The sequence below is a fragment of the Aquirufa sp. Wall-65K1 genome, assembly GCF_054558475.1.
On record NZ_JBPXKD010000005.1, the window covers coordinates 168,410 to 186,044 of the forward strand.

At 35.6% G+C, this 17,635-nt stretch carries 13 protein-coding genes; 6 read left to right on the forward strand and 7 right to left on the reverse strand.

Features of this window, described 5'->3' with window-relative positions:
- Positions 1 to 25: 25 nt before the first annotated feature.
- From ACST15_RS09830 to ACST15_RS09845, 4 genes are all read right to left on the reverse strand, one after another.
- Positions 26 to 1,579 (reverse strand): RagB/SusD family nutrient uptake outer membrane protein, encoded by a 1,554-nt coding sequence (locus tag ACST15_RS09830; RefSeq protein ID WP_459454484.1) that lies wholly within the window; start codon positions 1,577 to 1,579, stop codon positions 26 to 28.
- A gap of 4 nt (positions 1,580 to 1,583) precedes the next feature.
- Entirely contained in the window at positions 1,584 to 4,763 is a 3,180-nt protein-coding gene (locus tag ACST15_RS09835) for a SusC/RagA family TonB-linked outer membrane protein (protein WP_459454485.1), read from the reverse strand.
- A 377-nt stretch (positions 4,764 to 5,140) separates the two neighbouring features.
- Positions 5,141 to 6,151 carry a FecR family protein gene (locus ACST15_RS09840; protein ID WP_459454486.1) on the reverse strand — a complete coding sequence of 337 codons (1,011 nt, stop codon included), beginning with the start codon at positions 6,149 to 6,151 and terminating at the stop codon, positions 5,141 to 5,143.
- A gap of 10 nt (positions 6,152 to 6,161) precedes the next feature.
- A complete protein-coding gene (locus ACST15_RS09845) occupies positions 6,162 to 6,719 on the reverse strand; it encodes an RNA polymerase sigma factor (RefSeq protein ID WP_459454487.1) in 558 nt (185 codons plus the stop codon).
- A 664-nt stretch (positions 6,720 to 7,383) separates the two neighbouring features.
- Here ACST15_RS09845 and ACST15_RS09850 point away from each other — a divergent pair.
- Both ACST15_RS09850 and ACST15_RS09855 read left to right on the forward strand, forming a co-directional pair.
- Positions 7,384 to 8,907 (forward strand): sulfatase family protein, encoded by a 1,524-nt coding sequence (locus tag ACST15_RS09850; RefSeq protein ID WP_459454488.1) that lies wholly within the window; start codon positions 7,384 to 7,386, stop codon positions 8,905 to 8,907.
- Between the two features lie 155 nt (positions 8,908 to 9,062).
- Entirely contained in the window at positions 9,063 to 9,590 is a 528-nt protein-coding gene (locus ACST15_RS09855) for a lipocalin family protein (RefSeq protein ID WP_459454489.1), read from the forward strand.
- Between the two features lie 165 nt (positions 9,591 to 9,755).
- On the opposite strand, the gene ACST15_RS09860 is transcribed toward ACST15_RS09855, so the two are convergent.
- Entirely contained in the window at positions 9,756 to 10,760 is a 1,005-nt protein-coding gene (locus ACST15_RS09860) for a proline iminopeptidase-family hydrolase (RefSeq protein WP_459454490.1), read from the reverse strand.
- A gap of 194 nt (positions 10,761 to 10,954) precedes the next feature.
- Here ACST15_RS09860 and ACST15_RS09865 point away from each other — a divergent pair, with 194 nt between their 5' ends.
- On the forward strand, positions 10,955 to 11,671 hold the full coding sequence (locus tag ACST15_RS09865) for an SGNH/GDSL hydrolase family protein (protein ID WP_459454491.1): 717 nt from the start codon (positions 10,955 to 10,957) through the stop codon (positions 11,669 to 11,671).
- Between the two features lie 246 nt (positions 11,672 to 11,917).
- On the opposite strand, the gene ACST15_RS09870 is transcribed toward ACST15_RS09865, so the two are convergent.
- Positions 11,918 to 14,029: a glycoside hydrolase family 97 protein gene (locus ACST15_RS09870; protein ID WP_459454492.1), complete on the reverse strand. Its 2,112-nt coding sequence runs from the start codon at positions 14,027 to 14,029 to the stop codon at positions 11,918 to 11,920.
- 380 nt (positions 14,030 to 14,409) lie between these two features.
- Between ACST15_RS09870 and ACST15_RS09875 the strand changes: the two genes are divergently transcribed.
- From ACST15_RS09875 to ACST15_RS09885, 3 genes are all read left to right on the forward strand, one after another.
- Positions 14,410 to 15,606, forward strand: a complete 1,197-nt coding sequence (locus tag ACST15_RS09875) for an esterase (protein WP_459454493.1) — start codon at positions 14,410 to 14,412, stop codon at positions 15,604 to 15,606.
- A gap of 497 nt (positions 15,607 to 16,103) precedes the next feature.
- Positions 16,104 to 16,343: a hypothetical protein gene (locus ACST15_RS09880; protein ID WP_459454494.1), complete on the forward strand. Its 240-nt coding sequence runs from the start codon at positions 16,104 to 16,106 to the stop codon at positions 16,341 to 16,343.
- Entirely contained in the window at positions 16,333 to 17,079 is a 747-nt protein-coding gene (locus tag ACST15_RS09885) for a hypothetical protein (protein WP_459454495.1), read from the forward strand. The genes ACST15_RS09880 and ACST15_RS09885 overlap by 11 nt, the downstream gene beginning before the upstream one ends.
- 125 nt (positions 17,080 to 17,204) lie before the next feature.
- On the opposite strand, the gene ACST15_RS09890 is transcribed toward ACST15_RS09885, so the two are convergent.
- Entirely contained in the window at positions 17,205 to 17,561 is a 357-nt protein-coding gene (locus ACST15_RS09890; protein WP_459454499.1) for a retroviral-like aspartic protease family protein, read from the reverse strand.
- Positions 17,562 to 17,635: the final 74 nt, after the last annotated feature.

Here is a 17,635-nt window from a genome sequence, read left to right on the forward strand (position 1 = left end):
AATAAGATTTTTTCTGATTGATGTTTTACCATTTGGGATTTTGAACTAAGTTCGGATTTAGAGATAACTCATTTACAGGTATAGGCAATAAGTTGTAATAATCTAAATAACCCGTTGGGAATTTAGTTTCAATTACACCGCCCAAATGATCTTTAACTACTACTGGATAAATATCTTTACCAATATTCCAGCGTCTAATATCGGACCAATACAGACCCTCCAAAGCAAATTCAATTCTACGTTCTTTTCTTAATCTAATTCTGGCTTCTTGTTGGGATAATCCTGTTGGGATTAGTGAGATTTTAACATCTTTTCTTTCCGTTCTGATTCTGTTTATGATTGCTATAGCTTCATCAATATTTTTATTTAATTCAATCATTGCCTCAGCCTTGGCTAATAGAACATCTGCGTATCGCATGACAATATTATTAATAGCAGATTGACCTGAAGTAGGTAAGTTGGCCATTTGGCTTTCTCTGTATTTACGTGCGCTGAGGTGTTTTAATCTGTTTCCTGGATGATTAAATGCCCCACCCGGGTAAATGTAATTAGGGAAGCGAAAACCTAAAATATATGAACCAGGAATTACGATTGTAAACTCCAAACGAGGATCACGATTTTTGAATTTATCATTTGGATTAACCGGACTTCCGTCAATAGTCTCATAAGCATCAACTAAATTATCTGTTGGAACATATCGAGAACCACGGGTAAAACTACCTGTTCCTGTTCCGCAAAATTGATCATGAAATGAACCTTGAGAATTTTCACCAGAAATATATTGTACATCAAATATTACCTCCGAGTTATTTTCATTTTCCTGCTTAAAAAGTCCTTCATAGCTTGGAAATAAAGAGTACTTATTTAGTGCTTCAATTTGCTGTGCTACTTCAAGAACTTTATCATACATATTTTGATACAAATAAGCTCTCATCTTCAACCCCAAGGCAGCACCCTTATCTGCTCTGCCCACCTCTGGAGCTTTGATGCCCAAATTTTGAATGGCTACGTCATAATCGGCAATCACCTGGTTCCAAGTGGCTTCTTTGGAGGCTCTAGCAATAACACGTGCCTCATCCGTAGTCAGGGCACTGTTCGCGATAGGTACTCCACCATATGCATCAGCTAATAATGAATAAGCTAAGCCCCTTAAAAAATGAGCTTCACCTTTATATGTATTTTTAGCTGCATCCGATAATTTAACTTGATCCAAAGCTTTCAATAAATAATTAGCTCTAAAAATAATGGCGTAGCATCTAGTCCATCGGAAAGTAATAATGTCGGCATCTGTGGATGACAGTTGCCCGTTACCCATTTTAGTGATGGGGAAATTTCCCCAATTAAAAGCATTGGGAGTCGCTCCATCCAATACTCCAAAGCCAAATAAACCCTCATTGTAAATAGAGGACTCTCTTAGCAAAGAATATACCCCATTTAATGCAAGCTTAATATCAGCTTCATTTTGTGGAAAATTTGCAGTAGTAATTTTATCCTCCGGAAAAATCTCCAAATACTGGTCAGAACAACTAATACAAAAGCTTAATAAAAATATGAATAGGTAGTTATATATTTTTTTCATGATCTTAGAAGTTTAAATTAATGCCTAATGTCACAATTCTTGGAACTGGATATTGATTGGTACTGGAATCAAAGGTGTTCTTTTCTGGATCATAGCCGTCAAAATCATTGTTCACAAGGGTATACATGTTTTGGGCATTGACGTATATATATGCTTTTTTCAAACCATATTTAGTTGAAATTTTTTCGGGTACACTATATCCTAACTGAATATTTTTCAGCTTGACAAAATCTACTTTATTTACCCAAAAAGATGATTGAGAACTATTCCACGAGTTATCAAATCTAGCCATAGGAATATTCGTATTGGTATTGGTTGGAGTCCATGAGTTTAACCACCTTTCCCCAATAACTCTATTTTCATAAGTTAGATTGGTGAAGTTATTTTGATTAAACATATTGACGCCTAGAATTCCCTGCATCAAAATATTCAAATCAAATCCTTTAAACTTAAAGGAAGGAGATATGCCGAAAGTCACCTTAGGAATGGTATTTCCAATTGACTGCTTATCTTCAAAGCCCAATTTGCCATCGTTATTCACATCCTCAAATTTCAAATTACCCGCTTTAGGTTTAAATCCATTAGCAAACATATGCTCCGTTGCTTCTCGATCAGATTGGTAAATACCAACTACTTTATATCCGTACAATTCTCTAAAAGAATATCCTTCTCTTATAAGGTATAATTGATCGGGAGACCTAGAGGTGCCGAATTTAGTAACCATATTATCTATGTAGGTCGCATTTAATCCAATGCTAAAACCTAGTTTATTGGGGTCAGAAACTTGATTGTTATAATTCAAGATAACTTCAACTCCATTATTAGTCATTTCACCTTTATTTTCAAATGGCGAATTCAATCCCCCTAATACCAACGGAATGGGTAATTGAACTAAGATGTCATCTGTTTTCTTTCTGAAATAATCTGCTTCAATCGAAATTTTATTTCTAAAAAATGACATCTCAATACCAAAATCTGTCGTAGCAGTTTTTTCCCAAGTAATGTTTTCATCAATTAAATTGGTGATTGCAGCACCTGGTGCCAACTTGCCCCCATAATTATAACTCAAAGCGTTATTTTGGTTGATGATGGTTAGATAGGGCCAATAATCTGATATGTTTTGGTTACCCAATCTTCCCCAAGAAGCCCTAAGTTTTAAATTGGAAATGACATCTGAATTTTTCAAGAAATCTTCGTCAGAAACCCTCCAACCTGCTGAAAAACCTGGAAAATATCCCCAGCGATTTCCTTCTTTGAAACGAGAAGAAGCATCTGCTCTAAAATTAGCTTCAAACAAATATTTTTGATTAAATGCATAGTTTACCCTACCGAAGTATGATAAAATTCGTAATGCATTCATATTTCCTGATCCTTGAATACCTGAGGTCCCAGCATCTACTTGGGTTAAACCCTCCTTGGGTGGACTGCTTCTTCTAGCATATAGAGTTTGAATTTTATTTGATTCTATTTGTGTACCTGCAATAGCTGAAACTTCATGAACTTTATTGAAAGTATTACTATAATTTATAGTCGTAAAAAGATTCGTATTGAATCCAGAAATTGTTCCTCGATTGATTTCTAATCCCTCTCTATTAAAATTTTTGGTGATTGTTTCTATTCCAGCATCTGTGTATCCAAAAACACTCTTATTGTAGCGATCCACTAAATTCCAGGTGCCATTGGCCGCGAAGGTTGTTTTCACAGATAAATGTTTTGTGAAATTCACTTCGGCAGTAGCATTGATTGACAATAAATTCTCCTGAGTCGATGTTTGTCCGTTTGCTGCATCAATTAAAGGATTTCTATTGTCATATAATAAAGCTCCATTCTTATCCGTCGCTTGAACAGAACCAAAACGTCCATCTCTAGTAAAGGGAGCAATAAAGGGGGCAGCTCCACTCAACATATCAAAAACACGTCCCAATGAGCCATAGGTGATATCCGCATAAGGCTCTTTGGATAGACGGTTAATGTAACTAACTCGGCCACTAATTTTCAACCAATTATTTATTTTAGAATCTAGGTTTGCTCTCAAACTAAATCGCTGAGAGTTGGTATTGGCAACCATTCCCTCTTGATTTAAATAGTTGAATGATAAAAAAGTGGACGTTTGTGCAGAACCACCGCGAACGGACACATTATGTTCTTGAATTTTCGCAGGTTTGAATAATTCTGAAAACCAATTGGTGTTAGGATATTTAAAGTTATCTGTCCCAGTCCTGAACGCATTGATTAAATCAGTTGAATATAATGGGCTTGCTCCGTCATTAACTAATGCTCTATTGCTCAATTCCATGTTATCAGCACTATTATTGATGGTCTTATATCGCATACCTAAAGTCTGGACACCCACATAAGAATTGACATTGACTTGCATTTTCTCATTATTTTTGCCCATTTTGGTAGTAATCAAAACAACACCATTAGCAGCTTTTGAACCAAAAATTGCAGCACTAGCTGCATCTTTCAATACAGAAATTGATTCAATATCCGAAGGGTTCAATTGTTCAAATGTGCCTTCCACGCCATCCACAATGATTAAAGGATTGGCGTTATTTAGTGTTCCCCAACCGCGAACTCTAATTTGAGAACCATCACTTCCTGGTTTTCCTGAATTTTGACTTACCCAAACTCCTGAAGCAGTTCCTCCCAATGCTTGCGAAGAATTGGTTAAAGGTCTGTTATTGATTTTTTCATCAAATTTTATAGTTGAAATAGAGCCGGTTAAGTTAACCTTTTGGGTACTTCCATAGCCTACCACTACTACTTCATCTAGTGCTGTCACATCAGGCTTGAGCGAAATCTCAATTTGATTTTTATCCCTAACGCCTATTTCTTGACTAGCATAGCCTACAAATGAAATCAAGAGAACAGCATTTTCATTAGGAACCGAAATGCTAAAATTTCCATTTCCATCCGTTTGAGTACCTTTAGTAGTACCTTTTAGGCTAATGTTTACGCCGGGCATTCCTAGGCCTGTTTCATCTTTGACCTTTCCAGATATGGTTCTCTCATCAACTTGTACAGAATTTTGGGATGAAAGGTGAGAACCACCTTCATTGCTATTTCTAAGAATTATTCGATTTTCTTTAACTAAATATTCAACTGAGATGGGAAGCAATAATTCTTGTAATACTTGGTCGAGTCTTTTTTTAGTCACATTGATATTGACCTTTTGAGACATATTAATATTGCTTGAACTATAAACAAACTTGACATTTGCTTGCTTTTCAATAGTTAAGAGCACTTTTTTTATCTCTGTTTTTTCCATTTGTAGGGAAACAGGTTGGTTTAGCTCAAATTGACTATATGCAGAGTGAGCATAAGAAAAGGTGCAAAAAACCAGACAGAGTACTAGTTGTTGTATTGTGATTTTCATAGTAATCCAAAACAATTTTGGAAACAGGTGGGATTTGTTCATACTTTTACGTAGTTAAGGTTTTACGATCATTAACTAAGTTTTACCAATTTTTTTGGTAGAACCTTTAGGCCGGAGATGCGCCAACATCTTCGGCTTTTTTTATTTACAATTCAGGAGCTATTCATAAATTAATTTGATGTTTAGTTACATGATTTTCCATCAATAAAAATGGTTGAACCTCTTATCTCATATTTGGCATTGATGGAGGAACAAGCAACGTCCAATTGTTTGTATAAATTCAAACCACTTAAATCACCAGTGAAAAGGCATTTTTCAATATCTCGGTTGACAAAAATGATATCAAGCCCATAAAAATATTTGAAGCGATCTCGTAAAATTCCAAATCTAATCTCATCAAACATGAAATCGGATTTTTGGATATTGGAGTGTATTAAGATTGGATTTTCGACAATCGATTCTTGTATGGTTTGGTTTTCAGTATTGTAGATAGCTTTTAGGTTTGGAGTTAAAACAACTCCATTCATTTTTTTTGTTACTCCCTTTTTTGAATTTTCATATACTGAAACCTTTCCACTGACTACGGCTACTTCTATGGATTTATTTTGGTTATCAGAAGCAACTCTAAAGCTTGTGCCTAAAACCTCCGTTACTAAATTACCCATGCGTACTAAAAATGGTTTTTTCTCATTGCGAACAACCTGGAAAAAACCTTTACCTTTTAAAATGACAGTGCGGTTATTTTGACCAAAATCTTCCTGAACAATGATGCTCGAGTTTTTTTCTAACACCACCCTGCTACCATCGGGCAATGTGATATTTTGACTTAAATTTGTGGTATTTCGAGTCTCTAAGGCCCTATTTTCAACAATTTGTGGATTGAATATTCGAGGGTTGTATAAATAAAAGGAAATGCAAGTAATCAGAAATAGACATGCAGCAACGAGTGTTTGGATGGCAGTTTTTGAAATAATGAAAATTCTTTTTTTAGGTATTGAGAATAGCTCTTCATTAAGCTTATTCCACATTCTATTTTCTTCAGATTGTAATTCCTTTTTATTGAAAATGGAACCTATATCTGAATTTTTTTCAAAATTTGATGTAGCAATTTCCTCTAAAAAATGAACTTCTTCGGGGGTACATTGTCCTTTTTCAAACTTATTCAATAAGGTATCAAATTCTTGCTTAGTCATTTTTTATTGTTTAATTGGCGGAGTAAAAATCCTTAAAATTCTCTCTTAGAAATTTCAATGATTTGGTAAGATGATATTCAACTGCTTTTTCAGATAAATCCAATTGAGTTGCAATCTTTTTAATCGGCATTTCCTCTATTTTACTCATTCTAAAAATTAAGGCAGTTTTTTCCGGCATTTTCAATAACAATTCATGAAGTCTTATTTCAAACTCTTTGGAATACATGAACTCATCGGTTGAACTTGTCTCATGTAATTGATTTAACAATTGGAACTCTCTGAATTTCCTCACATTCATTTGATTACGAATGGATCTATTGATCAAATTTCGGCAAGCTATAAACAAGTAAACTTTCAAATTCTCAATATTGCTTTCCTCTCTATTTTTCCATAAACTAAGCATCAAATCATGAAGGATTTCCTCTGCATCTTCCTTAGAACCTAAATTTTGATAAACAAAGCCGTATATATATTTCCAATGTCTTCTATAAATTGTCTCAAACGCAGTATTATCACCCTGCTTTAACAGGTTTAATAATTCATTATCTGATAAATGATTCAAATTCATGGGTTAGCTAGCTAGCATATTTGACCTAAGGTTCCTAAAGAAGCAATAATCCCTAAATACTTTTACATTTTATTTTTAAAAAATATAATTATTTAAGGCATTAAGGTGATTTTTAGTTTTTAAACATCTGAAATTCCCATCATGAAATCATTGGAAAATTTATTATACGTGCTGGAAATGCCGTTTTTAACTTTTAAGGATAGAGTAATTATTAAATAATGGTTGAGGTCAAAATATTATCAATATTTCTTATTCAAATTAGATTTTAGTTTTTTTTCGAATGAAATACTTAATCAATGGAAAATACCTAAAACCAGAATAACATCTTTTTTAAAATATAGATTTACTTGTCCTAGCGATATTTTTAGTTCAATGGTTTTTCAAATTACTCCATTCAAAGGAACATGAACTAAATCAAAATATTAATGCGAAAATCATTCCTTCAATGTTCGCTCCAAGGTGATATATTTATATTATTCCCTCATCCCTAGCTAATCTATTCCTTTGATTTTTATATCTTCCCAATGTAAAATAGGGTTTGGAAGAAATACTTTCCCATACCTATTTATTTTAAAGCTGTATACCCCATAATGAAAAATACCCGCTATTTTTTCATTTTTACTTTGCAGTATATTGTTGTCTAAATTTATAAATATTTGAAAGAATGAGTGTTAGATACGGTTTATTGATATCCCTGATGGTGTTTTTTTCCTTCAAGGGCTTTTCTCAAAAATTAACAGAGCAACCCAATGTCATCTTTATCTATGTAGATGATTTAGGTTATGGAGATTTAGGTAGTTATGGAGCTACAAAAATCAAAACTCCGCACCTAGATATGCTAGCCAAAGGTGGCATTCGTTTTACCAATGCACATGCTACTTCCGCTACCTGCACTCCTTCCCGATATGCTCTCATGACCGGGCAGTACCCTTGGCGAAAATCCGGAACAGGTGTATTGCCTGGAGATGCGGCATTAATCATTCCGACGGATAAAATCACTTTACCTGCCTTATTTCATCAAAAGGGCTATAAAACTGGATTAGTAGGTAAATGGCATCTTGGTCTGGGGAATACCGTTCAAAAAAACTGGAACCAAAAAATAACTCCAGGGCCCAATGAAGTCGGTTTTAATTATTCCTTTATTTTTCCGGCTACCGCTGATCGTGTGCCCACTGTATTTGTAGAAAATAATTACGTGGTGGCCCAGGATTCCAATGATCCCATTGAGGTCAACTATCAAACTAAAATTGGCAACGAACCTACTGGTTTAGAAAATCCGGAATTACTCAAATTGAAATCTTCTCCCAATCACGGCCATAATAATACCATTGTGAATGGGATTGGTCGAATTGGTTATATGAAAGGGGGGCAACTGGCCCGCTGGACAGATGAAGAAATGCCGCTTACTTTTTTAAGTAAAGCCAAGGAATTTATTGAATCAAATAAGTCAAATCCTTTCTTTTTGTTTTATGCCCTAACTGAACCACACGTACCCCGTATGCCTTCCACTATATTTAAAGGGAAAAGTGGCCTAGGATTGAGGGGAGATGCTATTTTGCAACTAGACTGGACTGTGGGTGAAATCATGAATCAATTGCAGCAGCTGGGTATTGCCAAAAATACCCTTATTGTTTTTACCAGTGATAATGGACCCGTCTTGGATGATGGATATCAAGATGGTGCAGTTACGCAACTTAATGGACATACACCTTGGGGCGTCCTTCGTGGAGGGAAATACAGTACTTATGAAGCAGGCACAAGAGTGCCTATGCTGATCCACTGGCCAGGAAAAATTAAACCTCAGGTTTCAGATGCCATGCTTAGCCAGATTGATTTCATAGCTTCTTTTGCACAATTTTTTAATAAAAAATTGCCTTTGAACGAAGCTACAGATAGTGAGAATATGCTGAATGCCTTTTTGGGAAAAAGTAATCAAGGTAGAAAAGTACTCGTGAAACAAGGGATGAATTCCCTAGCCATCGTTCGGGGAGAGTGGAAATATATTGAACCCAATGCCGGTCCCGCCCTAAATAAACTAGTCAATATTGAATTGGGCAATAATCCTTTGCCCCAACTTTACCACTTGACAAGCGACCTGAGTGAAAAAAATAATGTGGCTAGTCAGCATCCTGATTTGGTGAAAGAGTTATCAGACATGTTGCAAAAAATAAAAGATAAGAAGAATTAGTCCTTTTTTAGAGGAGGAAATTTGGTGATAGTTTAGCGTATAGGTCTGATTTTAAACACAGTAAGTCAAATAGCTTAAACTTCTAATATTTGATAACATTTATAAGAATCCACTGGTTACTAGTTTATTCTATTAAACCCTAACATCCCTTCAAAATGAAGCAATTCAATCCGCTTTTATGCTTGATCATAGCAGTCCTTTTAGGTTCTTGCTCTGCTTCTACTATACCGGAAGGAGCCAAAGCCATCGAGAATTTTGATAAGTCCAAATACCTGGGTACATGGTATGAAGTGGCTCGATTGGATTTTTATTTTGAGAAAAACCTTATCAATACCACAGCTAATTATTCCTTGAACGAAGATGGAAGTATCAAGGTGGTAAACAGGGGATATGAACCCTATAAAAAAATATGGAAGGAGTCAGTTGGGAAAGCGAAGTTCGTTGGCAAAGAAAATATTGGTATGTTGAAAGTCTCTTTTTTCGGTCCATTTTATGGGGGATATAACGTAGTAGCTCTCGATTCCAATTACCAATATGCCATGGTGGCTGGTGAAAAACTTTCCTATTTATGGATTTTATCCAGGAAGAAAACAATCCCCGAACATATCAAAAAAGAATACCTTCAGATAGCCGAGAAGATTGGTTATAAAACCAGTGATTTAATTTGGTTAAATAAGCTTTAACATTTAGTTCAATATTTGCCTTAGCCCTAAATGGTAATTATTTACCATGCATTTTTGAAAAACAATGCATTTATGCATCGCCAGCTTCATTTTTATAATCTAGGCCTGAACTTAAATAAGAAAACCACCCCCTTGGAGGTGGTTTTCTTTGTTATGGGAAGCATGTTATTCCCCGTTCACCTTTTTAATGAATGAAATGACCCCATTCATATAGATTTTTTGGTCATCCCACATGGCTAGGTGGCTACCGTTTGGACAGTATAAATAAGAACCATTTTGAACGAGTTTACTTTGTTCTTCCATCGCCTTGGGGTCCATGGTGTCGTATTTGGCACCAATCATTAAGGTCGGAACAGTTATTTCTTTTAAGCGATTTTTGATATCCCAAGTAGCCAAAAGTCCGCTTATTCCAAATTCACTTGGCCCTTGCATTTGGACATAGATAGAGCTGTTGGCATGTTTTAATGAACGATTTAATGCATCAGGCCATTCCACTAAGCGACAAATATGTTCATGGTAGAAGTTGGGTATAAGTAATTCCATGTAGCGTGGATTATTAAAATCCTTCTTTGCCTCTATCGCCCTTATTTCTGTTAAAACCTTGGGGTCCATTTGTTTGGCCAAAACGGTCTCTGCATATTTTCCATATTCTGGGGCACTTGCTACCATATTGGAAATTAAAAGACCTTTCAAATGCTTTTGGTATTTCAATGCATATTCCATCCCTAAAATACCACCCCAAGAATTCCCTAAAATATAGAAGTTTGACTCATCTGCCCCAATCGCCTTACGAACTTGCTCCACTTCCTCCACGAAACGCTCGGTTTTCCAAAGAGTAGAATCGGCGGGTTGATCACTGTAATAGGAGCCTAATTGGTCATATTCATAAAACTCAAATCCTTCTCTCTGGAAAAAGGTCTCAAAACATTCCATGTATTCATGTGTCATGGCAGGACCACCGTGTAATAAGAGAATTTTGATTTTAGGATTATTTCCAAATCGTTTTGTCCAGACCTTGAATGTGCCTTTGGGGGTTGAAATGGGAATCATTTTTACTCCAGCTGCTTCTAAGCTATCTGGATAACTAAAGTAATTAGAAAGGTTTTCAGATGATTTGGAACAAGAAATTAGGGACCCCAATAAGAAGATGCAGGATAGATATTTAAGCATGAGTTGATAGATTTAGTGTAGGTAATTTTTATTTTGATGGTGTAAACATAAACTTAGTTTGCGTGTAAAATTAATTTTTAGCCTTAAAATTTTTATGTTTCATAAACAGTACGCAAGGTGTTTTTGCCAAAAGAAAGCTCTTTTATAAATAGCATTGTGTCACTTTATATTTGAATTAAACAAAAAACCTTGGCATGGGTTTTATTCAAATGAAGTTTTGGTTCATTCTTTTCCTGATCTTTTCCAGCTTTTCTTGTCAGAAAATCGTAGAATCTGAAATGGTTTTGCCGAAGACCATTACGGCCAATAAAGATTCGGTGGCTATTTCATGGTTGGCCTTGGGAGATTCCTATACCATAGGGCAAGGTGTCAATCCTTCGGAACGTTTTCCTAAACAAGCACTTGAATTATTGAAATTCAAATTTATTCAAACCAAGCGTTTGACTTACCTAGCAAAAACGGGTTGGACAAGCGCCGATTTGCTTTCATCCATGGCTGAACAAAATTTGGATGGACACAATTTTGTTTCGCTTTTGGTAGGAGTAAATGATCAATACCAGGGAATAGATACGAGCACCTATCGGAAAAATTTTAGCATTATTTTAAAGCGTTCCATTGAATTAGCCAGTGGTGACCAAAGTCGGGTTTTTGTCCTTTCCATACCTGATTATAGTTTTACACCGATTGGTAGACTTTTAGATACCATGAAGATTAGCCGAGAGCTTGATTGGTTCAATGCCATCAATAAGCAAATTGCTCTTCAAAATAAATGCGTCTATTTAGATATCACTGAATTAGGCAGGACTGCCAAGAATGATCCAGCGTGGATTGCTAAAGACGGATTACATCCTTCTGGTTTAGCTTATGGTAAATGGGCAGAATTGATTTACAAGAATTATTTAGTGTTTTGATTTGATAAGTCAACCGCCATGCTGGGAAAGCGGCAATGCTTTTAGGCTAAACAAATATTTTCTGGTAGAAAATAATCTCCTCTAATTAGATTTTCTACCATGACTAATTCAAGAATCTGACTTGCAATGTGATTGCCGTTTATATCAGCATGATTTAGAAGAATTGTTTGCCCCTTTGTTTATTCTTCATGTCTTGTCTTAGGATGAATGGGAGATTTGAGCAGATTTATCATTCCTTTTTAAATCCTACATTTGGGGTCTTTCAGGTTCAAGTCGCCATAATCCACCTCCCCCTTTGGCTAGTCTGATTTTCAATTTATCATCTCCATTGCCAATACCTTTTGTCAGGACATAATCGGAGGCATATCGATGGCTATTGATCCCATCGCTGATACTTGACAATCGGTATTTTTTGAGTTTTAATTGAGATAAATCAATTGATAATTCTCGTTCCTTCCAATTGTTTAATGCTCCTATATACCAAATTCCGTCTTTTAATCTTGCTGTTACAATATATTCGGAGGGTTTACCTTCCAGGACAATTGTTTCATCCCAAGTGGTGGGGATATTGCCAATAAATTTCATTAATTCGGGCTCTTTAAATCCTTGCGAAGGATTACCAACGAAGTATTGAAGTGGACTGTCATAAATCAGGTACATAGCCATTTGGTGTGCACGCGTTCCCTGCGACATGGGTCTGTCGGGAATGCTTTGGAAACCATTTTCAGCGGAATTTTCAAGTAATCCTGGTTCATAATCCAATGAACCAGAAAACATCCTGGTAAAGGGTATCGTGAGGTCATGATTGGGGGTGACCAATGGACTCCAACCATTCCATTCAGAACCCATAACGCCCTCTCTTGTGATGGCATTGGGATAGGTGATTTCAAATCCTGCTGGCGCTGGGGCAGAATGTATATTCAACATCAGCTTATATTTAGCACAGGCCTCAGCAATTTTAACATAATAGTTCATGGCTTTTTGATCATTTCGATTGATAAAGTCGATGAGTATTATTTTAACACCCATTGAGGAATATTTTTTCAATGTTTCTTCCAGATTTTCATTGAGCACCATGGCATTAAACCATAAGCCAAGTCCAACGCCATTTTCTTTGGCATAGGCTGCAATGGAATCAATGTGGATGTCTTTATTTAAATTTTTGAGGGAGCCATTCAGGTACCAGCCTTCATCAATCATGATGTATTCCAATCCAAACGTCTTAGCGAAATCAACGTAATATTTGTAGGATGCTGTGTTCTTTCCTGCTTTAAAGTCTACATTGAAAAGATTTATATTCACTAGCCATTCATCTGTGATTTGCCCTGGTTTAATCCAGGATAAATCGCCTTTTAATGCTGAAGGACGGGCCAGCTTTTGAATAAGGTCTGAGGCGGGTATCGTGGCCGGGTTATCTGTAACCAGGAGTACACGCCATGGAAAGGTTCTTTTTCCTTGGGTGATGGCTATATAATCGGCAAATTCACTGACATGAACTTGTTTCATATAATTGGTGGAATCTTTTGGGAATTCCTCCTTAAGTGGATAGGCTGAAAAGGTTGTTGAGATTTTATTTTGAGATGTATTTTGCAAAATCATACCCGGATAATCTGTCACATCCGATTCACCGATGGCGATGTATTTTCCATTGGCAGTCTGGATAAGAGCAGGGGCAAATAGAAAAGATTTATTTTTGATTTCTGAGAGCTTTTTGTTTTGATATTGAGTTTCAAAAGCACTTTCTGCGGGTGCTTTTTTCCCTTTGATATAGTTGCTGACAAGTAAAATATTTCTTTTTATAAAATTGATAAATCCTGGAGAATCGCTGGCATCTTGTTCATATGCGGCATAAAAAAGGCTTACATCACTAACAGGGTTTACTTCAAAAGTTTCGTTGAGCACCTTTAAGTCATGATTTGCCTTGCTTATCCACCTAAAAGCCAATCCTTCGTCATACATCCTAATTTCTAATGCCAATGCTTGTTCAAAGTTGATAAGAATGCCATTATAATGGTCTCTGAAGATTTTACGTTTCGCGGCAATAACAGGTGAAAAGAGCGTATCTACTTTAAAAGCTTTGATATTCTTGATAGTTAATTGATCAAAGGATTGCCCTTCCAGATCCATTGAGATGCTTGATTTATCTAGTAGCGTGGTATCACGAAAGCTTATATTGTATTGAAGAGAATGCTGATTTTTTTCGGCAAAGAGCTGGAATTTTAATTGTTTGTTGGGGGAAAAAAGTTCGGTTATTTGATGACTGCTTGGCTTTTGACAAGCATATAATAGGGTAATTAGAATAAAAAAGGGGAAAAGGATTATTGGGTATTTTTTTGATTTCGGATGATTTAGGAGCATTATCTAGTTAGAGGAGATTGGACTTTGAAATCAAATTTTATAAGTTCAAAGTAACAGGATTTTAAGATGTATAAATGTAAGATTTTTATCTAAAAATTGGCCTAATATAGGAGTAAAATGAGGGCATAGTTATTGCCACCTAAAGGTATATATGGAAGGCAAAATGGACAAAATATTTCCAAAATTTTATTGGGAGACCCGCATTATTCTCAAGATTTAGCCGCTGGAAATAGGATTTCATTTTAAGAGAAAGATGACCATTTAATCATCATTTTAAGCCCCTTTGTCATGGAAATGAGGTAGTCAATCTCAATTTCATTCTATTGCCATATGTTCTCATTATATTTCAATAAAATCTGTTCAATTTAAAACCATTGTCAATGAAAAAATCCTTATTATCCATGATTACCGCATTTTTGGTAATTATTTCAATTCAAACTTTTGCTCAAGAGGTTGGGCAAGTGGAGCGATTGGTTTCACCTGAAATATCTTCCACGAACGATGTTATTTTCCGTTTAAAGGCGCCTTTGGCAACATCTGTTAAATTATCTGGAAACTGGATGCCCATGGTACCAAATGCCAATGGACAAGGAGCTAGCAGAAAATTAGTTGAAATGGAAAAAGGCAGCAATGGAATTTGGACCACAAAGGTTCAGGCCTTAGAGCCAGAGTTATATGGGTATACGTTTATTGTGGATGGAGTAACAACCTTAGACCCGGCCAATTTAAAGGTAGCTAGAGATGGCACCTTCCGTACAGAAAGTTTATTATACATTCCAGGAAAAGCATCTGATTTGTATTGGGCAAAAACAGGTCCTAAGGGAAGTGTTCGCCAAATTTGGTATGAATCTAAGTCCTTGAATTTGACACGTAGAATGCAGGTATATACTCCTCCAGGGTATGATGATACCAAAGACACTTACCCGGTGCTGTATTTATTGCATGGAGGTGGGGGAGATGAGGAGGCATGGCCGACCTTAGGTGTAGCTCCCAATATTTTAGATAATTTAATTAATTCCGGAAAAGCCAAGCCAATGATTGTGGTGATGACCAACGGTAATCCTAATCAGGCAGCAGCTAATGTAGTTAGTCCAGTGATTCCGACTTCAGATTTGCCTGTTGGAGGAATGGGAAGTATGTTGTTTGAAAAAAGTTTAGTGGCTGATGTAATTCCTTACATAGAAAATCATTTTAGGGTAAAGAAAAACAAGGAAAGCAGGGCATTGACTGGGCTTAGTATGGGAGGTTTACAAACCATCAATACCACTTTCGAGAACCCTAATTTATTTAATTATATCGGGGTAATGAGTATGGGATTTGCGGATATGAGTAGATTTGGCGTGAAGGTAGATGTGTCTAAAAGAGATCAACAAATTGAGGATTTAAAAAAGGCCAACCCAAAATTATACTGGATTGCCTGCGGTAAAGAAGACTTTTTGATAGAGAGTGTGGTTACGATGCGCAATACATTGGATAAGCACCAATTTAAATACGTGTACCGTGAAAGCGGCGGAGGACATACGTGGACTAATTGGCGAGTTTATTTATCCGAATTTGCGCAAATGATATTTAAATAAGCTTTCGCTCCAGGGTAGAAGCAAGCTAATTTTTTCTTAGTTCTATCGGAGGTATGAAAGACAAATCACTTTTTATATTTTCAACCATAAAACCACCTCAATAGGGTGGTTTTATGTTTTTTTAGGAAAAAATGGAACAAGCTTGACCTACCTTGAAAAGAAAATAACCCACGATTGTCATTGTATTCATTTTTTGGTTATTTCAAATATTTTCTGGCCCTAGTTTAAAGTCCATTGGTTTTTGATCGAATGTCAATAGAATAAAATTATCAAGGATTTAGTTAAACAAACATTTTGAGAATTTTGATGCAATCTACGTTTGTTTAAAAATGAATGTTGTGCTAGTTTATTTGCTAATGTATCTTAATGGTGAAACTGACTTTGTTTATTTTTAAATGATTTTTTGTTAACTATTATAAATAGTGGAAACCTAGGTCAAATACCGTTGGTTGAACAAATAATTATTATATTTGGTTGAATTGTTAAATTTGTTCGTCATGAAAAATAGAATATTTAGAAAAGATGTAGCCCAAACAAATCTCTTGGTTAAGGTTGGGAAAACATGTGGAAAAAATGCTGTTCGACGTTCCAAGGCAATGGATTTAGTAGTTACCTATATTGAAAAGGGTGTAGTTTATGAAGAACTGCCGAATGGATCAAAAATTAAGATTGGTTTGGTAGATAGAAATCCTACTAAACTTTCCTTGAAAAAGGGGATGGTTTTACATGGCAAGTAAAAAGAGAGTTCGGATTTTTGCGGGTCCTAATGGATCAGGGAAGAGTAGCTTATTCCGAGGAATTCAACAAGAAATTAAGGAAAAGGCAGGCATTTTCATAAATGCGGACGAAATTGAATCTAGGTTAAATCAATCATCACTTATCGATTTACAATTACTAGGGTTAAATGCAACTCAAGAGACATTAGAAGAATTTACCTCTTCTCACGATGCTCAATCTTTGGTTGCAAAAGCCACGGCTTCGGGCCACAATATCGATTTACAAATCAAGGAAAATTGTTTAGTTGATTATTCGAAAGGCTCACATAGTTATGAAGGTTCGTTCATAGCATCGTTCATTCGTCATCTTTTGGTAAAACAAAATAAATCATTCAGCTTTGAAACGGTGATGAGCCATCCCTCAAAAATTTCAGAGATTGTTGAAATGAAGCGAAATGGATATAACCCATACCTTTATTTTGTTTGCATAGATAAACCAGAAGTCAATATATCAAGGATATCCAATCGAGTTGTATTAGGTGAACATGATGTTCCGAAAGATAAAGTAATTCAACGCTATCAAAGAAGTCTGGAATTACTTCACAAAATATTGCCATTATGTTATCGAGCCTATTTGTTTGACAATTCTGGGAAAGAATTCGAGCTAATTGCTGAGTTTTATAAAGGGGATCTAGAGATAAAGACGGATCATTTACCTAGCTGGTTTATTCAATATGTATTGCCTTACTACGAGTAGGAATTATTTGGTCAGATTTTTTCTTTAACCCTAAATAGTCAGTTAATTAGGGACACTTCCACTTCGAGTTGGATGATATTTTTTATTCTGTTTGTTTTATTCTAAATGAAATTTATATCATTTATTTAGTTGTTAATTAATATCAATTGCTTCTTTTCATTGTCAATAATTACCTTTCCAAATCGACTTAGGAAATTTTGACCTAAAAGTAAACTTGCATTCGGATTTTCAGAAAAGGACCCTTTTACATTTTCCAAGGTTAATCCACCAATTTCTACCTTTTTAAATAGTATGGTGCGAGAAGTATGGCTATCGCCTGTTGCCAAACTGTATATATCTTTCCCTATAATATCTTGGTTACTAATGTATTTGTTTTTAATCATGAAATCGAACTCCGTTTGAGATAGTGATATATTACTTGCTCCAGTATGTACAAACCCCTTATTACTTGGACAGATTTGTAGAAATAGTTGTGTAATAATTGCTTGTTTTTTCGTTTAAATTTTGTCTAAGGTATTGATAATCTTGGTTTAAAACATCACTGGTTTCGTGTTGG

Excerpts from the sequence above, each read along its gene's own strand:
- ACST15_RS09830 (WP_459454484.1), bottom strand. The coding sequence starts at position 1,579 with ATGAAAAAAATATATAACTACCTATTCATATTTTTATTAAGCTTTTGT.
- ACST15_RS09835 (WP_459454485.1), bottom strand. The coding sequence starts at position 4,763 with ATGTCTCAAAAGGTCAATATCAATGTGACTAAAAAAAGACTCGACCAA.
- ACST15_RS09840 (WP_459454486.1), bottom strand. The coding sequence starts at position 6,151 with ATGACTAAGCAAGAATTTGATACCTTATTGAATAAGTTTGAAAAAGGA.
- ACST15_RS09845 (WP_459454487.1), bottom strand. The coding sequence starts at position 6,719 with ATGAATTTGAATCATTTATCAGATAATGAATTATTAAACCTGTTAAAG.
- ACST15_RS09850 (WP_459454488.1), top strand. The coding sequence starts at position 7,384 with ATGAGTGTTAGATACGGTTTATTGATATCCCTGATGGTGTTTTTTTCC.
- ACST15_RS09855 (WP_459454489.1), top strand. The coding sequence starts at position 9,063 with ATGAAGCAATTCAATCCGCTTTTATGCTTGATCATAGCAGTCCTTTTA.
- ACST15_RS09860 (WP_459454490.1), bottom strand. The coding sequence starts at position 10,760 with ATGCTTAAATATCTATCCTGCATCTTCTTATTGGGGTCCCTAATTTCT.
- ACST15_RS09865 (WP_459454491.1), top strand. The coding sequence starts at position 10,955 with ATGGGTTTTATTCAAATGAAGTTTTGGTTCATTCTTTTCCTGATCTTT.
- ACST15_RS09870 (WP_459454492.1), bottom strand. The coding sequence starts at position 14,029 with ATGCTCCTAAATCATCCGAAATCAAAAAAATACCCAATAATCCTTTTC.
- ACST15_RS09875 (WP_459454493.1), top strand. The coding sequence starts at position 14,410 with ATGAAAAAATCCTTATTATCCATGATTACCGCATTTTTGGTAATTATT.
- ACST15_RS09880 (WP_459454494.1), top strand. The coding sequence starts at position 16,104 with ATGAAAAATAGAATATTTAGAAAAGATGTAGCCCAAACAAATCTCTTG.
- ACST15_RS09885 (WP_459454495.1), top strand. The coding sequence starts at position 16,333 with ATGGCAAGTAAAAAGAGAGTTCGGATTTTTGCGGGTCCTAATGGATCA.